The organism is Photobacterium sp. J15 (assembly GCF_963870815.1).
GTDB lineage: Bacteria > Pseudomonadota > Gammaproteobacteria > Enterobacterales > Vibrionaceae > Photobacterium > Photobacterium marinum.
The window spans coordinates 3,524,167-3,541,735 of the sequence record NZ_CAWMUI010000001.1; the positions used below are offsets into that span (position 1 = coordinate 3,524,167).

Annotated in this window: 13 protein-coding genes; 5 read left to right on the plus strand and 8 right to left on the minus strand. The window is 51.7% G+C overall.

Annotated elements, in window-relative coordinates; translation table 11 throughout:
- Genes AACQ93_RS15830 through pilM form a run of 3 tightly spaced genes read right to left on the minus strand, consistent with a single transcriptional unit; the run spans position 1 to position 2,187 of the window.
- On the minus strand, positions 1-597 hold the full coding sequence (locus AACQ93_RS15830) for a type IV pilus inner membrane component PilO (protein ID WP_064606130.1): 597 nt from the start codon (positions 595-597) through the stop codon (positions 1-3).
- Positions 590-1,189, minus strand: coding sequence for a PilN domain-containing protein (locus AACQ93_RS15835; RefSeq protein WP_064606132.1), 600 nt, complete (start codon positions 1,187-1,189; stop codon positions 590-592). Before AACQ93_RS15835 ends, AACQ93_RS15830 begins: the two co-directional genes overlap by 8 nt.
- A complete protein-coding gene (pilM, locus tag AACQ93_RS15840) occupies positions 1,186-2,187 on the minus strand; it encodes a type IV pilus biogenesis protein PilM (RefSeq protein WP_064606134.1) in 1,002 nt (333 codons plus the stop codon). Before pilM ends, AACQ93_RS15835 begins: the two co-directional genes overlap by 4 nt.
- A 144-nt stretch (positions 2,188-2,331) precedes the next feature.
- On the opposite strand from pilM, the gene AACQ93_RS15845 reads away from it, so the two are divergent.
- Positions 2,332-4,878 (plus strand): penicillin-binding protein 1A, encoded by a 2,547-nt coding sequence (locus AACQ93_RS15845; protein ID WP_064606136.1) that lies wholly within the window; start codon positions 2,332-2,334, stop codon positions 4,876-4,878.
- Positions 4,879-4,956: 78 nt separating this feature from the next.
- Here the strand turns inward: AACQ93_RS15845 and oxyR are convergent, their stop codons facing one another.
- A complete protein-coding gene (oxyR, locus tag AACQ93_RS15850; protein ID WP_064606138.1) occupies positions 4,957-5,859 on the minus strand; it encodes a DNA-binding transcriptional regulator OxyR in 903 nt (300 codons plus the stop codon).
- A gap of 170 nt (positions 5,860-6,029) precedes the next feature.
- Here oxyR and AACQ93_RS15855 point away from each other — a divergent pair, with 170 nt between their 5' ends.
- From AACQ93_RS15855 to AACQ93_RS15865, 3 genes are all read left to right on the plus strand, one after another.
- Complete coding sequence (locus tag AACQ93_RS15855) at positions 6,030-6,758, plus strand: glutathione peroxidase (RefSeq protein ID WP_064606140.1); 729 nt, start codon at positions 6,030-6,032, stop codon at positions 6,756-6,758.
- Between the two features lie 92 nt (positions 6,759-6,850).
- A complete protein-coding gene (locus tag AACQ93_RS15860) occupies positions 6,851-8,302 on the plus strand; it encodes a dihydrolipoyl dehydrogenase (protein WP_064606142.1) in 1,452 nt (483 codons plus the stop codon).
- A gap of 140 nt (positions 8,303-8,442) precedes the next feature.
- Complete coding sequence (locus AACQ93_RS15865; RefSeq protein WP_064606144.1) at positions 8,443-8,706, plus strand: DUF3624 domain-containing protein; 264 nt, start codon at positions 8,443-8,445, stop codon at positions 8,704-8,706.
- A gap of 124 nt (positions 8,707-8,830) precedes the next feature.
- On the opposite strand, the gene argH is transcribed toward AACQ93_RS15865, so the two are convergent.
- The 4 genes from argH to argC form a co-directional block, all read right to left on the minus strand.
- Positions 8,831-10,708: an argininosuccinate lyase gene (argH, locus tag AACQ93_RS15870; protein ID WP_064606146.1), complete on the minus strand. Its 1,878-nt coding sequence runs from the start codon at positions 10,706-10,708 to the stop codon at positions 8,831-8,833.
- A gap of 44 nt (positions 10,709-10,752) precedes the next feature.
- Positions 10,753-11,967: an argininosuccinate synthase gene (locus AACQ93_RS15875; RefSeq protein WP_064606148.1), complete on the minus strand. Its 1,215-nt coding sequence runs from the start codon at positions 11,965-11,967 to the stop codon at positions 10,753-10,755.
- Positions 11,968-12,093: 126 nt separating this feature from the next.
- Positions 12,094-12,873, minus strand: a complete 780-nt coding sequence (gene argB / locus AACQ93_RS15880) for an acetylglutamate kinase (protein WP_007469311.1) — start codon at positions 12,871-12,873, stop codon at positions 12,094-12,096.
- Between the two features lie 11 nt (positions 12,874-12,884).
- The gene (gene argC / locus AACQ93_RS15885; protein WP_064606150.1) at positions 12,885-13,898 is read right to left on the minus strand and encodes an N-acetyl-gamma-glutamyl-phosphate reductase; all 1,014 of its coding nucleotides are present in this window, start codon (positions 13,896-13,898) and stop codon (positions 12,885-12,887) included.
- A gap of 602 nt (positions 13,899-14,500) precedes the next feature.
- Between argC and ppc the strand changes: the two genes are divergently transcribed.
- On the plus strand, positions 14,501-17,131 hold the full coding sequence (ppc, locus tag AACQ93_RS15890; protein ID WP_064606152.1) for a phosphoenolpyruvate carboxylase: 2,631 nt from the start codon (positions 14,501-14,503) through the stop codon (positions 17,129-17,131).
- The last annotated feature ends 438 nt before the right edge of the window (positions 17,132-17,569 follow it).

Below are 17,569 nucleotides of genomic sequence, written 5' to 3' on the forward strand. Positions count from 1 at the left end.
CTATGGTTCCTTTATTTCTGGTGACTTAAAGCGATAAGTTTTAGCCAACACTTTCAATGACAGCTGCTCTTTATTGCTCTGCTGGCCAATAAGTTTCAGCTCAAAATCATTCAGGGTGACGATACGCGACAGTCTGGCAACAGAGGCAACAAACTCACCGATATCCTCATAACCACCGGTCAGCTCAATATTCATGGGTAATTCGTCATAAAGGGGGTGACCTACCCGCGGTGCCCACTCAATACGTTGAAATTCCAACCCGTTACGAATGCCGATATCATTAACCCCGGACAACAGACTGGCCAGTTCTGACTCTTCAGGTAATTGCTCAACCACCTTTTGATAACGTCCTTTCAGCTCTTCAACCTGTTGTTTTACCCTTGGTAAAGCAGCCACCTGACTAGCCCGAATACGTACCTGCCCGCGAAGCTCAGTCTCCGTCTGCTTTAGTCGATTTAACTCATCCTCCATCGGGGTTAACCAAAACCAGTGTCCGGCAAAAGCCAGCATGACTAATAACAAAATGGCCACTACAGACTGAGGCAGCAGTGGCCAGTCGGCAATTTCATCCAGTTCCAAATCCTGCCAATCACTCACCCAGCTTCTCCTTATTAACTGCAACCACATTCTGAGCCGGTTCTGCCGGATGAGTCATAATGAAAGAAGCCTTAAACCGGGTTAAGTCCTGATTCTTTTTTCCTTTCGTTGCCACAATGGAGTGCATAGTGACATCTTTAAACCACTCCGAAACTTCTGCATTAGATAACATTGTCGCCAGACGTCCGTTAGAGTCACCGATTCCATTCACCGCAATCCTGTCGGCAGCCAACACAACATCATCTAAATAAACCCCCTGCGGAACCAAGCCGGGTAAAATGCTCAACAAATGCGTCACCCTGTTTCGATCCTGTTGTATTTCGGCGATAACCCCAAGCCTCTGATTCAACGCCTCACGCTGCTTTTCCAGTTCCGGCAACAACTCCAGCTTTCTCTCCAAACGAGTAATTTCCTGCTGTAAGTGTCGGTTACGTTCCTGTTGGACCAACTGTTGCTGGCCGCTATAACTCGCACCGCCCCATAACAGCAACACCGCAACGGCAACCGCACCACCGAGCAGAGAAAAAAAACGCTGCCGGTGCAACCTGCGCTTTTCTTCTCGCCAGGGAAGCAGGTTAATCTTATCTATCATGCTGCTATCCCTCTCAGAGCCAGCCCGGTTGCCACTGCATACTGGCTGTAAAAACTATTGTCAGCCATCTCACCCAGCGTCTTTCCGGCAGGCAAATAACGGAAGGGATTCATCCACTGCACTTCAATATTCAGCAATCGCCCCAACAGCTCATCCAACACAACATGCTGACTGCCACCGGATAACCAGATCCCTTTCAGCGGTGTCCTGGGGTGGGTTGAGTTATAAAGCTGCAAATGGCGTTTGAGCTGATCCGCAAGCTGTTTGGTAAATTGCTCAATCTCAGCCTGATCCGGCGTAAACACCTGCATGACATCTTCACCAGCCGTCATATTGAGATGGGCGGTTCCGAATGCCACTTCCCTGTGGTAGGCCGAACCACCCGGCGGCTTAACACAGAACTCGGTGCAGCGTTTGCCGATATCAACAATGCCCCACAGATCCTGCTGAAGGTTAAATTCGGCAGCGTGAGCGGCGAGCCACAACAATGCGTGCGTCTGCAACTCGACCACCCTTGGTTTCAACCCAGCCTTCCTGATGGCTTCAACCCGACTGTCAATCGCATCTTTCCGAGCTGCAATAATCTGATACGGCGCAGTCACTGACGAAACCAGGGACTCTGGTGACAACGGAAAAAAATCGAGTCTGAGCTCTTCAACTGGAAACGGCGATGAGGCGCTGAGCGCCTGGCTGACAGCAAATTCAGCTTCTTCATCACTTAAATTTGTATCAAGCTGAATAACCTTATTGATCACAGCACTGTCTGGTAATGCCAGCACCACGTTCCTTGCACCAAATGGCAAACTTTTTTTTAATTTACGTATAACTGACAATAACGCCGATGTATTCACGCTATGCTGGTCATTGATTATCGACGCGGGCAAAACCGCCTCGGTAAAGGCAAACAGTTCTATTCGTTCTTTTTTTTGACACAGCACGACCGCTTTAACGCTATGGTGGCCAATATCAATTCCTATAATCGGTGGGTTCCGAAACATACCGTGCTCTGCTCCCTGGTAACGGAAAAGCCCTTTTCTTTCCAATAAACACTAATCTTTGGCGTTAATTTTCTTCGAGTTATCTTTATACTATTGGGCGAGACGTATTGAACGGTCGAATGTTGGTGTAACGGGAAATCTCAAGTGAAGTTCATAAAGCGATTATTAATTCTTGCATTAATTTGCATAATCCTTGGAGTCGGTACAATTTTTGGGTTTTACCTTTATGTAAAGCCTGAACTGCCGGATGTAGCCACTCTGAAAAATGTCGAGCTGCAAACGCCGATGCAGGTATACAGTGTCGACGGCAAACTGATTTCACAGTTTGGTGAAAAGCGCCGTATTCCGCTGTCGCTCAATGACATCCCGCCGCAGATGATTAACGCCATCATTGCAACGGAAGACAGCCGTTACTACGACCATCCGGGCATCGACCCTATCGGTATTGCCCGAGCCGCCTTCGTGGTTGCCGTTTCAGGCTCAGCCAAACAGGGGGCAAGTACCATTACCCAGCAGCTGGCGCGTAACTTCTTTCTCTCCAACGAGAAAAAGATCATGCGTAAAGTTAAAGAGATTTTCATTGCCATCCATATCGAACAGCTGCTGAGCAAAGATGAGATTCTGGAACTCTACCTCAACAAAATTTATCTGGGTTACCGCGCCTATGGTGTCGGTGCCGCTGCCCAGGTGTACTTTGGTAAAGAAGTTAACCAACTGACCTTAAGTGAAATTGCCATCATCGCCGGCCTACCGAAAGCACCGTCGACGATGAACCCGATATACTCCCTCGACCGTGCCACCACCCGCCGTAACGTGGTGCTAAGCCGTATGTTCAACGAAGGTTACATTACCCAATCTGAACTTATTCAGGCGAAATCAGAGCCGATTATCGCCCGCTACCATGGTGCCGAAATCGAACTGAATGCCCCGTACTTTGCAGAGCGCGCCCGGGCATGGCTGGTTGATCGCTATGGAGAAGATGCCTACACCTCAGGCATGCGCATTTACACCACCGTTGATCCGAAACTACAGCGCGCCGCCCAACAAGCAGCTATCAACAACCTGCTGGCCTACGACCAGCGCCATGGTTTCCGCGGTGCCGTCGCCACCCTGTGGCAACCTGAGCAAATGGCCTGGAATCAGGACAAAATCATCAGCCACCTGAAAAAACAGCCAAGCTACGGTGACCTACTGCCTGCCGTTGTCATCGCTGTCAACGATAAAACAGCGGATGTGATCACCAAAGACGGCGAGCAACAGACTATCAACTGGGATGGTATGAAGTGGGCCCGCCGCTTTATGACAGACAAACGTCAAGGGCCGGTGCCGAAAGCAGCCGCCGATATCCTGGCACCTGGTCAGCAAATCTGGGTTCAGCAAAAAGAGCAGGACTGGGTACTGAGCCAGGTACCAGATGCCAACACGGCTTTCGTGGCTGTTTCACCGCAAAACGGTGCGGTCAAAGCCATGGTGGGTGGTTTCAACTTCGTACACAGTAAGTTTAACCGTGCTACTCAATCGATTCGCCAGGTAGGTTCAAGCATCAAGCCATTTATCTACTCTGCAGCACTGGATAACGGCATGACTCTGGGCACCCTGATCAACGATGCACCGATCAACCGCTGGGATCAGAGCATGGGAACAGCATGGCGTCCAAAGAACTCACCACCAACTTATAACGGCCCGACCCGTCTTCGCCTTGGCCTGGCCCAGTCGAAGAACGTAATGGCGGTGCGTGTCCTGCAAAGTGTCGGCCTGGACCAGACTATCAGCTACCTGACCCGCTTTGGCTTCAAACGGAAAGATCTGCCTCGTGCTGAAGCAATTGCCCTGGGTGCAGGAAGCCTGACCCCGCTGGAAATGGCGCAGGGCTTTGCCGTCTTTGCCAACGGCGGCTACTTTGTTGAACCGTACTTCATCGAACGAGTCGAAGATGCCTACGGCAACCTGGTTTACCAGGCTCACCCTAACATCGCCTGCAATGCCGACTGCCAGCTGGAACAACAGCAAGCCGGCCACGTAGTCGCAGCCAGCCGTGCGGTACTGAATGACATAGCCATCAGCGAACAGGAACTGGGGGCTGGCGGCAGTGCGATTGAAAAAGACAACCAGACGGAGCACTTTGCACCTCAGGTGATCTCTGAGCAAAACGCATTCCTGGTTCGTGAAATGATGACCAGTAATATCTGGGGCGGTGGTGACTGGCGCCATGGCACCGGTTGGAACGGTACCGGCTGGCGTGGTCAGGTACTGAAACGTCGCGATATCGGTGGTAAAACCGGTACCACTAACGATTCAAAAGATGCCTGGTATTCAGGTTTCGGCCCTAACATTGTCGCAACCGCCTGGGTGGGCTTTGATAATCACAGCCGAGCTCTGGGCCGGACAGGTTGGAACAATAACCTGGACAAGAACCAGACCAGTGGTGCTGAAGCCGGTGCCAAGACTGCCCAGCCAGCCTGGATTTCCTTTATGAAACAGGCACTGGAAGATGTTCCGGTACAGCGCAAGCAACTACCTGCTGATATCGTGAAAGTGCGCATCGACCGTGAAACCGGCAAGCTCAGCAACCATAATGACTACACATCAATGTTTGAGTATTACGAGAAAGGCACAGAGCCGACAGAATTAGTCGGTGAAGGCGGCTCGGAGACAATCTTCGACGCTGACAGCTCAAACGAACTGTTCTAACGCCTTCAAATACCTGTACACAAAGAGCGCCAATCGGCGCTCTTTTTTATACATGCTTATTGCTCTATTTATTCAGGCTTATTCCAGTGCCAGTCGTTCAGCCAAATGGTCGTGGATTGTTTGGGCTATTTTTTCATAGCGAGCCCGTAGTGGAGAGCCCGGACGATAAGCGAGAGTGATCAACCGGGTAGGTACCGGCTCACACGCCTTGATATAGCTGATACCATCCCGGCTTTTCTCCCCCGGTGTTGCCAGCTTAGGCAGCAAGGTGATGCCACTACCAGCTGCCACCATATTACGCAGCGTCTCCAGGCTGGTCGCCTTGAAGCTGCCATCTTCACGGGCTCCAGCGGCAAAACAAAATCCCATAGCCTGATCTCGCAAGCAGTGACCATCACCTAGCATAAGCAGGGTTTCACCGTTAAGCGCCTCCATTGCCAGCTCTTCCTGTCCGGCCCAGGGGTGTTCGTCCGGTACGGCCAGCACCATCGGCTCATGATAAAGCGGGATCTCCTTAAACTGCTCAGTTTCTTTTACCGCCGCAAGAATAATGCAGTCCAGCTTACCGGTTTCCAGCTGCTCAACTAACTGATGGGTCTGGGCCTCGTGAAGGAACAATTCCAGCTTCGGGAAAGCTTCCTTGAGTAAGGGAATAATGTGCGGCAGCAAGTAAGGGCCGACCGTCGGAATAAAACCGATATGCAGCGGCCCGGCCATAGCCTCCCCCTGCTGGCTGGCAAGCTCGGTAAAGACTTTTATCTCCATCAGCACTTTTTGCGCCTGGGCTACCAGGCTCAGCCCGGCATCGGTAAATAGCACCCGGCGACTGCTACGTTCCAGCAGGGCCACACCCATCTCATCTTCCAGTTTGCGGATCTGGCCGCTCAGTGTCGGCTGGCTGACAAAACACGCCTCTGCAGCTTTTCTGAAATGCTGATGCTCAGACAGCGCTACCAAATATTCAAGATCCCGGATATTCATGCTCACCTGTTTTTAATAGGTTTAAACTATCAATACTATAGTTTCAAACGATTAGAGCTATCAAGCCGAAAACGACATAATCATCACATCAAAAGGGAGCTGTGAAGAGTAAGCTCCGGTTGACAGAAACAACCCATTAAATATCAACAAGATTATTAAAGGAAAAGATTATGTTCGCATCTAAAGAAGGCCAGGCAATCCCACAAGTTACTTTCCACACTCGCCAGGGCGACCAGTGGGTAGACATCACAACCGACGAGCTGTTTGCCAACAAGACTGTTGTGGTATTTAGCCTGCCGGGCGCGTTCACCCCAACCTGTTCATCAAGCCACCTGCCTCGTTACAACGAGCTGGCATCAGTATTTGCTGAGCACGGTGTGGATGACATCCTGTGTGTCTCTGTTAACGACACCTTCGTAATGAATGCATGGAAAGCAGATCAGGAAGCTGAAAACATCACCTTCATCCCAGACGGTAACGGTGAGTTCTCTAAAGGCATGGGCATGCTGACAGACAAAGAAGAGCTAGGCTTCGGCCCTCGTTCATGGCGCTACAGCATGCTGGTGAAAAATGGCGTTATCGAGAAGATGTTCATCGAAAACGAAGAACCAGGCGACCCGTTCAAAGTGTCTGATGCCGATACTATGCTTCAGTACATCGCACCAGAGCACAAACTACAGGAATCAATCACTGTATTCACCAAACCTGGTTGTCCATTCTGTGCCAAAGCAAAACAGAACCTGATTGACAAAGGCCTGCAGTTTGAAGAAGTGGTTCTGGGCAAAGATGCAACAACTGTCAGCCTGCGTGCAGTATCTGGCCACAGCACCGTACCTCAGGTATTCATCGGTGGTAAGCACATCGGTGGTAGCGAAGAACTGGAAGCATACCTAGGCTAATCCACATAACTAAAAAACGGCGGGGCAACATAGCCCCGCCAAATTAACCGGATACACAGCCCTTAAAAGAAGACCTGATTGGAGAGAGTGAAATGAGAACCCTGAATGTTGATGTTGCCGTTATCGGCGGCGGTACTGCCGGACTTGGCGCTTATCGTGCAGCCAAGGCCCATACCGACAGCGTTGTGATGATTGAAGGCGGCCCATACGGCACCACTTGTGCCCGCGTCGGTTGTATGCCGTCCAAACTGTTAATCGCGGCAGCAGAAAGCGTTCACCAGATCGAAAAGGCACCGGGATTTGGTGTCCACCCGCAAGGCGAAATCGTGATTAACGGCCGTGAAGTGATGGACCGAATTAAACGCGAGCGTGACCGCTTTGTCGGCTTTGTTCTGGAAGGGGTAGATGAAATTCCGGCTGCAGACAAAATTGTCGGTTATGCAAAATTCCTCGACAACAATACCCTGATGGTTGATGACCATACCCAAATCACCGCTAACCGCATTGTGATTGCAACCGGCTCCCGCCCGGCTTATCCGGCGGTATGGAATGAACTCGGCGATCGCCTGATCATCAACGATGACGTTTTCAACTGGGATGATCTGCCGGAATCTGTCGCAGTCTTCGGCCCTGGCGTTATTGGCCTGGAACTAGGTCAGGCACTGAAACGACTGGGCGTGAAAGTGGTAATGTTCGGTATCGGAGGCCAAGTTGGCCCGCTCACCGACCCGGAAGTGATGGCTTATGCCGACAAGACCTTTAATGAAGAGTTCTATCTCGATGCCGACGTTAAAGTCGAAAGCATGAAGCGCCAGGGCGACAAAGTTGAAATCCAGTATCTGGGTAAAGACGGTGAGCTGAAAAGTATCAATGTCGATTACGTACTAGCAGCCACCGGCCGTCGCCCGAATGTCGATAAACTGGCTATTGAAAATACCGCTGTCGAGCTGGATGCACGCGGTGTCCCGGTTGCTGATCACTTTACCCTGCAAACATCGGTTGATTCGATTTTCATTGCCGGTGATGCCAGCAACCAGCTGCCACTGCTGCACGAAGCAGCCGATCAGGGTCGTATTGCCGGAGACAATGCCGGACGCTTCCCGGATATCCGAGCCGGCCTGCGCCGCTCAAAAATCTCAGCGGTCTTCTCTGATCCGCAACTGGCGATGGTCGGTGAAAGCTACAAGGAAATCACCGAGCGCCTGGGAACCTGCGGCTGCTTTGAAATCGGTGAAGTTTCATTTGAAAACCAGGGCCGTTCACGAGTGATGCTGCGCAACAAAGGCTTGCTGCGTGTCTACGGTGAGCACGGTACCGGACGCTTCCTGGGAGCAGAAATGATGGGACCGAATGCCGAACACCTGGCGCACCTGCTGGCTTGGGCGCACCAGAACAAGATGACGGTAGCCGAAATGCTGGATATGCCTTTCTACCATCCGGTTATTGAAGAAGGTGTCCGCACTGCACTACGCGATCTGAATGCCAAACTGCATCTGGGCCCGGAAATGATCAAACACTGTCTTGACTGTGGCCCGGGCTGCTAAGCCAAGCGCTTTGGTCAGAAGGTTCAAAAGACAAAGACACGATTATCACTCTCCTGCACTAGCGATTATGCCCTCCTCCCGGAGGGCTTTTTTCGTTACAATCATCAACAGCCAATATTCATCGGCAACAAGGAACCACAATGGGCTGTCGCAACTGCAAAGCAACCAACCTGATCAGACAAAAACTCGGCCGCTGCCGTCAGTGCATGATCCAGCTGACAGTGCTGAGCCTGTGCAGCTGGGGAGCCTGGTTCTACTTCTATTTACCCACCCCGAGAATGGTTGAGTCCATTACTTTGCTCTTTGCTGCCTCCAGCTTCAGCCTGTTACTGTTAGCCCACTTCGTCGTTGCCCTTGCACTCAGGATGAAGAAAAAAAACCGCCAGCAGCAAACTGCGCCATAAGCAGCCCTTCACATCATCTCACTTTCAGTTGCTTAATGATGAAAAAAGCCGATGCCCCGCGTCTGCGAGTCACCGGCCTGATATTGTTCAACTTTGTTGCAACTTTTAGATTGCGCCAGCTCCGTCAGGCTACATTCACGACACGAATTTGCTGTTCCTGATCCAGTCGCACTTCCAGCGCCACTTCATCACAAGCATGCTGACGCGGGCAGCGCTCACAGTCTTTCATTACTTTCTCCGGCAACAGCGACTTTGATGTCGGCGTGAAGCCCTGCTTCATAAAGAATTCCGGAACACGGGTCAGCACAAAGACTGTTTTGATCGCCATCTGATCCGCTTTTTCAATCAGGTGATCGACAATCGCCTTGCCCTGCCCCTGATGCTGCCAGCCGGCCTCGACCCCCAGCGAGCGGATTTCGGCCAGGCCGGAATCATAAACATAAAGCGATGCACAGCCAGTCACAGTCCCATGGTGTTCAGCAACGGCAAACGAGCCGATATCACGCACCAGTTCATTACGCATCCGAGGCAGGTTCTCGCCCAATCCGGCCCAGTAAGCCACCATCCCTTCAATTGCATCAAGATCTGTCAAGCGGGCACCACGCACCTTAACACCCGGCGAGTACCGTTTCTCCAGCCGCTTCTCCGCCTGACCAATCGCATAATCGACCTGATTCGGAGCTACACCACCCAAAGCACAACGTTTCTCAAGACAGGAATCGATCGTCAGGATGGCATAAACATCCTCATCAATTACCGGCGAAAACGCCTTCATTTCCTCAAGAGACAACTCTTCCAACGCGCAGCCTTTATCAATGGCTGCCACCACAGCAACACCTACAATATGGTGTGCTTCACGGAACGGTATCCCCTTGGCAACCAAGTAATCTGCCAGTTCAGTAGCATTCGAGTAGCCCTGCATCGCTGCTTCCAGCGTCCGGTCCTTATTGACCTTGATACCGTCAAAGCACAGCGCCGCCATTGCCATGCAGTCATTCCAACTATCCAGGGCATCGAACAGCCCTTCCTTGTCTTCCTGCATATCTTTGTTATACGCCAGAGGCAGAGCTTTAACCGTCATCATCATCCCGGTCATGGCACCGTAAACCCGGCCACATTTACCTCGGATCAACTCCAGCGCATCCGGGTTTTTCTTCTGCGGCATCAGTGATGAGCCAGATGTCACGGTATCGGCCAATTCGATGAAATTCGACTCACCGGAGTTGTAGAAGATCAGATCTTCTGCCATCCGTGACAGGTGCAGCATCGAAATTGAGGCCGTCGACAACAGCTCCATCACATGATCCCGGTCCGAAACCGAATCCAGACTGTTACGGGTGGCACGGTGGAAACCCAAGCTGTGAGCCAGCATTTCCCGGTCAATCGGGTACGCAGTTCCGGCCAGCGCACCGGAGCCGAGCGGACAGGTATCCAAACGGTGCAGTGCATCCTGAAGGCGCGAGTAGTCACGCTCGAACATTTCAACATACGCCAGGCACCAATGGGCAAACGTCACCGGCTGGGCACGCTGCAAATGGGTATAACCCGGCAGTACCGTTCCCTGATGATCTCGGGCTACCGTTACCAACTGGTTTTGCAGTTTATCCAGCATCAGCAATAGCTGCTGGCCCTGCTGGCGGCACCATAATTTCAGGTCAGTCGCCACCTGATCGTTACGGGAACGACCGGTATGCAGCTTCTTACCCAGATCCCCGACTTTGCTGATCAGCTGCTGTTCAACCCAACTGTGGATATCCTCGGCATCGGACTGGAGAATTTGCTGCGGGTCTTCCATTACCGCCAGCTTGAGCTCATTCAGTGCCAGCTCCAGCTTCTGCTGCTCCTCCTCCGTCAGGACACCAACCTGACGCAATGCCTTTGACCAGGCAATAGAACCAACGATGTCTTGCTCCGCCAGGCGGTAATCAAAACGCAGGGAATCGTTGAACTGCTTAAACCGGGTGTCAGCTGCCTGACTGAATCGTCCGCCCCATAATGCCATGGCACTTCTCCTATACTTCGCTACTCAACTTGCTCATTAGTGTTTTATTGCTTTTTCTTCTGTTCGTTTAACGCACGAATACGACTGGCTAGCGAGTACAGGCGGATAAACCCTTCTGCGTGGCTGTGGTCATAAACCTCATCTTCACCGAAGGTCGCAAACTCTTCCGAATACAGGCTGTTGAGCGAGCGTTTCTGAACCACAGTAGCTTGACCTTTATACAGTTTCACTACAACTTCACCGCTCACATCCTGAGCAAGCTCATCGGCCGCAGCCAGCAAAGACTTACACAGCGGTGTGAACCAGCGACCGTCATAAATCAGGTGTGAGGCTTTCAGGCCAATGCTCTGACGGAACTCGTAAGATTCTTTATCAAGCACCAGCTGTTCAACCGCACGCAACGCTTCCATCATGATGGTGCCACCCGGGGTTTCGTAACAACCACGGGATTTCATACCGACCAGACGGTTCTCAACAATATCGATACGGCCGACACCGTGCTCTGCGCCTTTCTCATTCAAGTAAGTCAGGGCATTGAACGGAGACATGACTTCACCGTCTACGGCAACCACTTCGCCTTTTTCCACAATAAGCGATACGGTTTCCGGCTTTTCAGGTGCCTCTTCAGGATCTTTGGTCCATACCCAGCACAGCTCGTTCGGCTGATTCCAGGTATCTTCCAGCACACCGCCTTCTGTTGAAATGTGCCAGGCATTGGCATCACGCGAGTAGATTTTTTCCAGTGAAGCCGTACACGGAATATCACGCTCAGCAAGGTAATCCAGCAAAGCTTCACGGCTGCGCAGATCCCACTCACGCCACGGAGCAATGACAGTAAGCTGGGGAGCCAGTGCAGCGTAAGCACTTTCAAAACGCACCTGATCGTTCCCTTTACCGGTACAACCATGACACAGAGCATCGGCACCCACTTCCAGTGCACACTCAACCTGAGCCTTGGCGATGATAGGACGAGCCATCGAGGTACCGAGCAGGTACTTACCTTCATAAACCGCACCGGTCTTAAGGCTCGGGTAAATATAATCCGCTACCATCTCTTCTTTCAGATCAGCGATGTAACAGGCAGATGCCCCTGATGCCAGCGCTTTCTCCTCAATGCCTTCCAGTTCAGCGTCGCCCTGACCGACATCGGCAACAAAGGCAACTACCTCACAGTCATAATTTTCCTTCAGCCAGGGAATGATGGCTGATGTGTCCAAACCGCCGGAATAGGCCAATACGACTTTACTTACCTTGCTCATAATGCTCTCCTCACTGCCTTTTCGACGGTCATCCCGTACAGGCGAAATTCATTGCAAAAATGGTTAATTAATCTTTATGGTTCCGGCAGCGCGATTCAGCCCACCGGATAAAATTCAAACTGAGAATCAAACCGAAAACCGGGTACCGATACTCTGACCTTCAAACAGGTTCGCCAGCTTGTCCGGGTAACGCCAAGTTGCCACTTCAATAGGACGGCCAAGGGCTTTGGCGGCCTCAAACGCGGCACGAACCTTGACTACCATGCCGTCGGTGATCACCGCCTGGGTGATCAGCGTTTCCGCTTCCTGCTCAGTCAGGCTGGCAATCAGGTGTCCTTTACCGTCAAGTACCCCGCTGACATCCGACAGCAACACCAGCTCAGCATCCAGGGTCGCCGCAACAGCCACCGCTGCCTGATCGGCATTGACGTTCATCAGCTCGCCGTTACTGTCGAGGCCAATGGAACTGATGATTGGCAAATAACCCGCAGCCATGATCTGGCTGACCAGGGCACTGTTTCCGGGCGTTGCCTTACCCACCGCGCCCAGCTCCGGATCCAGCTCAGAAACCTGACACAGGCCGCCGTCAGCCAGGCTAAGGCCAACCGCTGCAACACCGGATTTGATCGCCTGTCCCTGCAAAACCTTGTTTGCCGTCCCAGCCAGCGCCCCGGCAACCAAAGGGATCTGCTCTTTCGGTGTTACTCTGAGCCCTTCTTTTTTTACAGTCTCAAACTGCAGCTGTGTCATCAGCTCATCAACCAGGGAACCGCCGCCGTGAACCAGCAGCAATGGACGCTGGGCCTTGACCTGATACTCGCCAATCGCGCTGAAAAGCTTCTCAAGCGTGTCAGTGCACGACAGCACAGCACCACCTAACTTAATAACCAAAGGAACCTGACTCATGGTGTTATCTCCTAAACCAACGCCGTCAGCGCCGGGAATTCATTTCGAATATTTATGCACTGCACCGCTTGCGACGATGCACCTTTCAGTAAGTTATCAATAGCTGATGTTAAAATGATGTGCTGATCTTGTAGTAGCCAGCCAATATCGCAAAAGCAAGTATTAACAACATTTTGGATACTTGCCGCCTGCTCGCCGAGTAATCTGACGGCATTTGGCTCATCCTGGTGCTGATAGGCCTTGGCCATAGCGGCAGCGACTTGCTCCTCACCAACACCGGGTAAAAGTTTGGCTGTTATCGTGGCCAGGATGCCGCGTTTGAAATTGCCGAGATGGGGAGTGAAGATCACCTCACAGTCGAGGTGAGAAGCTATCTCTGGCTGGTGCCTATGATTAAAAATCCCGTAGGCCTGCAGGCTGACTTCGCAGAAACTGTTGGTCAGTGTGGCTTTACGCCCGGCGCCGGATACCCCGCTGACCGCGTTGATCACCGGCCACTGCGCCTTGTCGATAAGTCCGGCTTCCAGCAGTGGCTTCAGTGCCAACTGTGAAGCTGTCGGATAACAGCCGGGCACCGCAACCAACTGAGCATTCTTGATCGCATCGCTGTTCCACTCAACCAACCCGTAAACCGCCTGCTCAAGCCAGTGGGTATGCTGATGCTCAAAGCCGTAGTAATCACTGTAAAAACTGTCGCCTTGAACCCGGAACGCCCCGGATAAATCAAACACCTGACAACCCGCGGCAAGAAAAGTCGGGGCCAGATCATGGCTAACCTCATGGGCAGTCGCGAGCAACACGATATCGACACTCTCGGCCACCGCAGCCACATCAACCAGTGGCTGAAGCGGCAGATCAACAATGCCTTTCAGCTGGCCATGCAGCTCACTGATAGGTTTATTGGCATCCAGGCTCTGCGCCGAAACATACAGCCCGGCAAGATTAAGGTGGGGATGCAGGTGCACCATTTTTGCCAGCTCTGCGCCGGTGTAACCGCTGGCACCGATAATCAGGGTGTTCAACATAGTTAGTTCCGTCTTGTGATTTGCTAGTTGTTAGCGAGTTAGTGGTAAAACTTACTGTTTGTGAATGTGCTGCAGGTGCAGCAGAAGATGGGGCGCACAGTGGCACCAGGCGAATGAGACTTAGCGTCGTCGGAGGGAATTCAGATTGTGAATGCTCGCCTGGTTCATGTTAATGACTTCCTACAATTACCGTCTTTCATCTATGCTTTGGACTGACTGTATCATTTCGCATTCGAGAGCAAAACGAAATTAAATTTCTATTCACCCTGAGTGCATTATTATGTTTACCGTCTGTTTTATACCCTGTCAACAGCAAATGTGAAAAAAGTTGCTAAACGGAGTAAGCAAAGAAAGGAATGAGAAAGGTGTAACAAGCGAAAAAAGCAAGGGAAAGGCGCGTAGACACTGGCTTTTCGTGTCTTTGGTGACTCGTTTTTACGAAACTTTGTTACAGTTTGGTTCTTATATCATGACAAAAATCAATGTAGATTCGATTTCTTATCGGTAAATGTAATCAAAGTTGACCTGAAAGTGGGATCACGGATAGATTGTCACTAACATATAGTGAATTGGATGTAACAAAATTACGAGATGGAAGCGATATGAACGAAAGGTACAGCGCGTTAAGAAGCAATGTCAGTATGCTCGGCCACCTGCTGGGTAATACCATCAAAGATGCGCATGGCGAACCACTGCTGGAAAAAGTGGAAGCCATACGCAAACTATCTAAATCTGCCCGCGCAGGAAATCAGGATGATCGCCAGAAGCTGATTGATGAACTGCAGAACCTGCCTGACGATCAGCTGCTACCTGTTGCTCGTGCTTTCAGCCAGTTCCTAAACCTCACCAATATTGCCGAGCAGTACCACACGGTGTCCCGTCACTGTGAAGAACACATCTGCAAACCGGATGCGGTCGATGCGCTGTTTGGCAAACTCAAAGACAGCGACATCAACCAGTTAGATTCAATCCAGGCTGTCCGTGATCTGAAAATCGACCTGGTTCTGACAGCGCACCCGACGGAAATTGCCCGTCGCACCATGATCCACAAGCTGGTACAAATCAATAAGTGCCTGTCCAAGCTTGAACTGAGCGAACTGTCTAACCGTGAGCGCCACCGCACTGAACAACGTCTGGAACAGCTGATTGCCCAGGCCTGGCATTCTGACGTGATCCGTAAACAACGCCCGACCCCGCTTGATGAAGCCAAATGGGGTTATGCCGTGGTTGAAAACTCATTATGGCAAGCTGTACCGGAATTCATGCGTCAGTTTGATGAAAAGCTGACGGATCACCTTGGTGAAAGCCTGCCGATTGATGCCGCTCCGGTTCAGTTCTCATCCTGGATGGGCGGTGACCGTGACGGCAACCCGTTTGTGACGTCTAATGTCACTCGTGAAGTACTGCTTCTGTCACGCTGGAAAGCGGCAGACCTGTACTTGGCTGATATCCAGGAGCTGGTCAGCGAGCTATCCATGGTCGAGTGTAATGCTCAGGTCCGCGAACTGGCCGGCCACGAACATGAACCTTACCGTGCCATTCTGAAAGATCTCCGCACCAAGCTGACCAATACCCGTGATGTGCTGGATGCGAAAATCAAAGGACTGGCGGTACCGAATTTCGGCATTATCGATCACGTCGATCAGCTGTGGAACCCGCTCCACGCCTGTTACCAGTCGCTGCATGAGTGTGGCATGGGCATCATTGCTGACGGCCTGCTGCTGGACGTACTGCGCCGCATCAAATGTTTCGGCATCCACCTGGTACGTCTGGATATCCGTCAAGAAAGCACCCGCCACTCTGACGCTATTTCCGAGATGACCCGCTACCTTGGCCTAGGTGACTATGACCACTGGAGCGAGCAAGATAAAGTTGCCTTCCTAGTTCGCGAGCTGGCTTCCAAGCGCCCGCTGTTGCCACGCGACTGGGAACCATCACCGGAAGTCAAAGAAGTTATAGAAACCTGTCAAGCGATTGCCGAGCAGCCACGCGAAGCCTTAGGCGCTTATGTTATCTCCATGGCCCGTACCGCTTCGGATGTGCTAGCCGTTCACCTGCTGCTTAAAGAAGCCGGCTGTACCTTCCGCATGGATGTCTGTCCGCTGTTTGAAACCCTGGAAGACCTTAACAATGCCGAGTCGGTAATTCGCCAACTGATGAACATCGACTGGTATCGCGGTTTCATCCAGAACTTCCAGATGGTAATGATCGGCTACTCTGACTCCGCCAAAGACGCCGGTGTCATGGCCGCAGGCTGGGCACAATACGCCGCAATGGAAGCCCTGGTTGATGTGTGTGAAGAAGCCAACGTGAAACTGACCCTGTTCCACGGTCGCGGTGGCTCTATCGGCCGTGGTGGTGCACCGGCTCATGCAGCCCTGCTCTCTCAGCCGCCACGCAGCCTTAAAGGCGGCATGCGCGTAACTGAGCAAGGTGAGATGATCCGATTCAAGCTTGGCCTGCCGGAAGTGGCAGTCAACAGCCTGAACCTGTATGCCAGCGCTATCCTGGAAGCCAACCTGCTACCGCCACCGGCACCAAAGCAGAGCTGGCGTGAACTGATGGATGTGCTGTCTGAAGTTTCCTGCGAGGCCTACCGCAACGTAGTACGCGGTAACGAAGAATTTGTCCCTTACTTCCGTGCGGCAACACCTGAGCTTGAACTGGGCAAACTGCCGCTGGGTTCGCGTCCGGCCAAACGTAATCCAAAAGGTGGCGTAGAAAGCCTGCGTGCTATCCCGTGGATTTTCGCCTGGAGCCAGAACCGTCTGCTGCTGCCAGCATGGTTGGGCGCCGGTGAAGCTATCCAGTATTCCATCGACAAAGGCCACGCCAAACAGCTGGAAGAAATGTGCCGGGAGTGGCCGTTCTTCTCAACCCGCCTGGGCATGCTGGAAATGGTTTACACCAAGACCAACATCGGTATCGCGCAGTACTATGACCAACGCCTGACTGACAAGTCACTGTGGCCACTGGGTCAGCAATTACGCGATCAGCTGCAAAAAGACATCAAGGCAGTCCTGAATGTAGAAAACAGCGACCACCTGATGGAGCAGGATCCATGGGGTGCGGAATCCATTCGCCTACGTAACATCTACGTAGAGCCGCTGAACATGCTTCAGGCCGAGCTGCTGTACCGTACCCGCCAGCAGGAGCAACCTTCTCCGATGCTGGAAGAGGCTCTGATGGTCAGCATTGCCGGTATTGCTACCGGTATGCGCAACACCGGCTAACCGCTGACAACTAATACTTTCGAGGTATATAAAGAAGGCCGCCCGTTCTTTGGGTGGCCTTTTTAGTATTATTTACGGTAAATTACACCGTTTGGACAACACAGATACACACCTATAGGCATAACAATAATTATTTTGCCTCCGGCTCAATATTGAGACGAAATGTAACTAGTCGCATAGTCTAAATTGGTTACAAGCACTGTGAATCAAAGTGAATCTCGCGATATTGCAGTGCGCCGTAAGCATTGAGATATAGACTAACATCACAAGATGAACAATTGACCGTTGTCCAAAATGATTATTATCACTTATTAGTGTCGATAAAGATCACATTGAAGTGTATGCTACGTGATCTCGATCAGGCACTGCAACAAGACGATTATAACAAACGCCATAAGAGCGAAGGGTAACGTCTGTCTGATTGTTTTTTTATATTTG

Excerpts from the sequence above, each read along its gene's own strand:
- argH (WP_064606146.1), bottom strand. The coding sequence starts at position 10,708 with ATGGCATTATGGGGCGGACGATTCAGTCAGGCAGCTGACACCCGGTTT.
- AACQ93_RS15835 (WP_064606132.1), bottom strand. The coding sequence starts at position 1,189 with ATGATAGATAAGATTAACCTGCTTCCCTGGCGAGAAGAAAAGCGCAGG.
- AACQ93_RS15865 (WP_064606144.1), top strand. The coding sequence starts at position 8,443 with ATGGGCTGTCGCAACTGCAAAGCAACCAACCTGATCAGACAAAAACTC.
- ppc (WP_064606152.1), top strand. The coding sequence starts at position 14,501 with ATGAACGAAAGGTACAGCGCGTTAAGAAGCAATGTCAGTATGCTCGGC.
- pilM (WP_064606134.1), bottom strand. The coding sequence starts at position 2,187 with ATGTTTCGGAACCCACCGATTATAGGAATTGATATTGGCCACCATAGC.
- oxyR (WP_064606138.1), bottom strand. The coding sequence starts at position 5,859 with ATGAATATCCGGGATCTTGAATATTTGGTAGCGCTGTCTGAGCATCAG.
- AACQ93_RS15860 (WP_064606142.1), top strand. The coding sequence starts at position 6,851 with ATGAGAACCCTGAATGTTGATGTTGCCGTTATCGGCGGCGGTACTGCC.
- argC (WP_064606150.1), bottom strand. The coding sequence starts at position 13,898 with ATGTTGAACACCCTGATTATCGGTGCCAGCGGTTACACCGGCGCAGAG.
- argB (WP_007469311.1), bottom strand. The coding sequence starts at position 12,873 with ATGAGTCAGGTTCCTTTGGTTATTAAGTTAGGTGGTGCTGTGCTGTCG.
- AACQ93_RS15855 (WP_064606140.1), top strand. The coding sequence starts at position 6,030 with ATGTTCGCATCTAAAGAAGGCCAGGCAATCCCACAAGTTACTTTCCAC.
- AACQ93_RS15875 (WP_064606148.1), bottom strand. The coding sequence starts at position 11,967 with ATGAGCAAGGTAAGTAAAGTCGTATTGGCCTATTCCGGCGGTTTGGAC.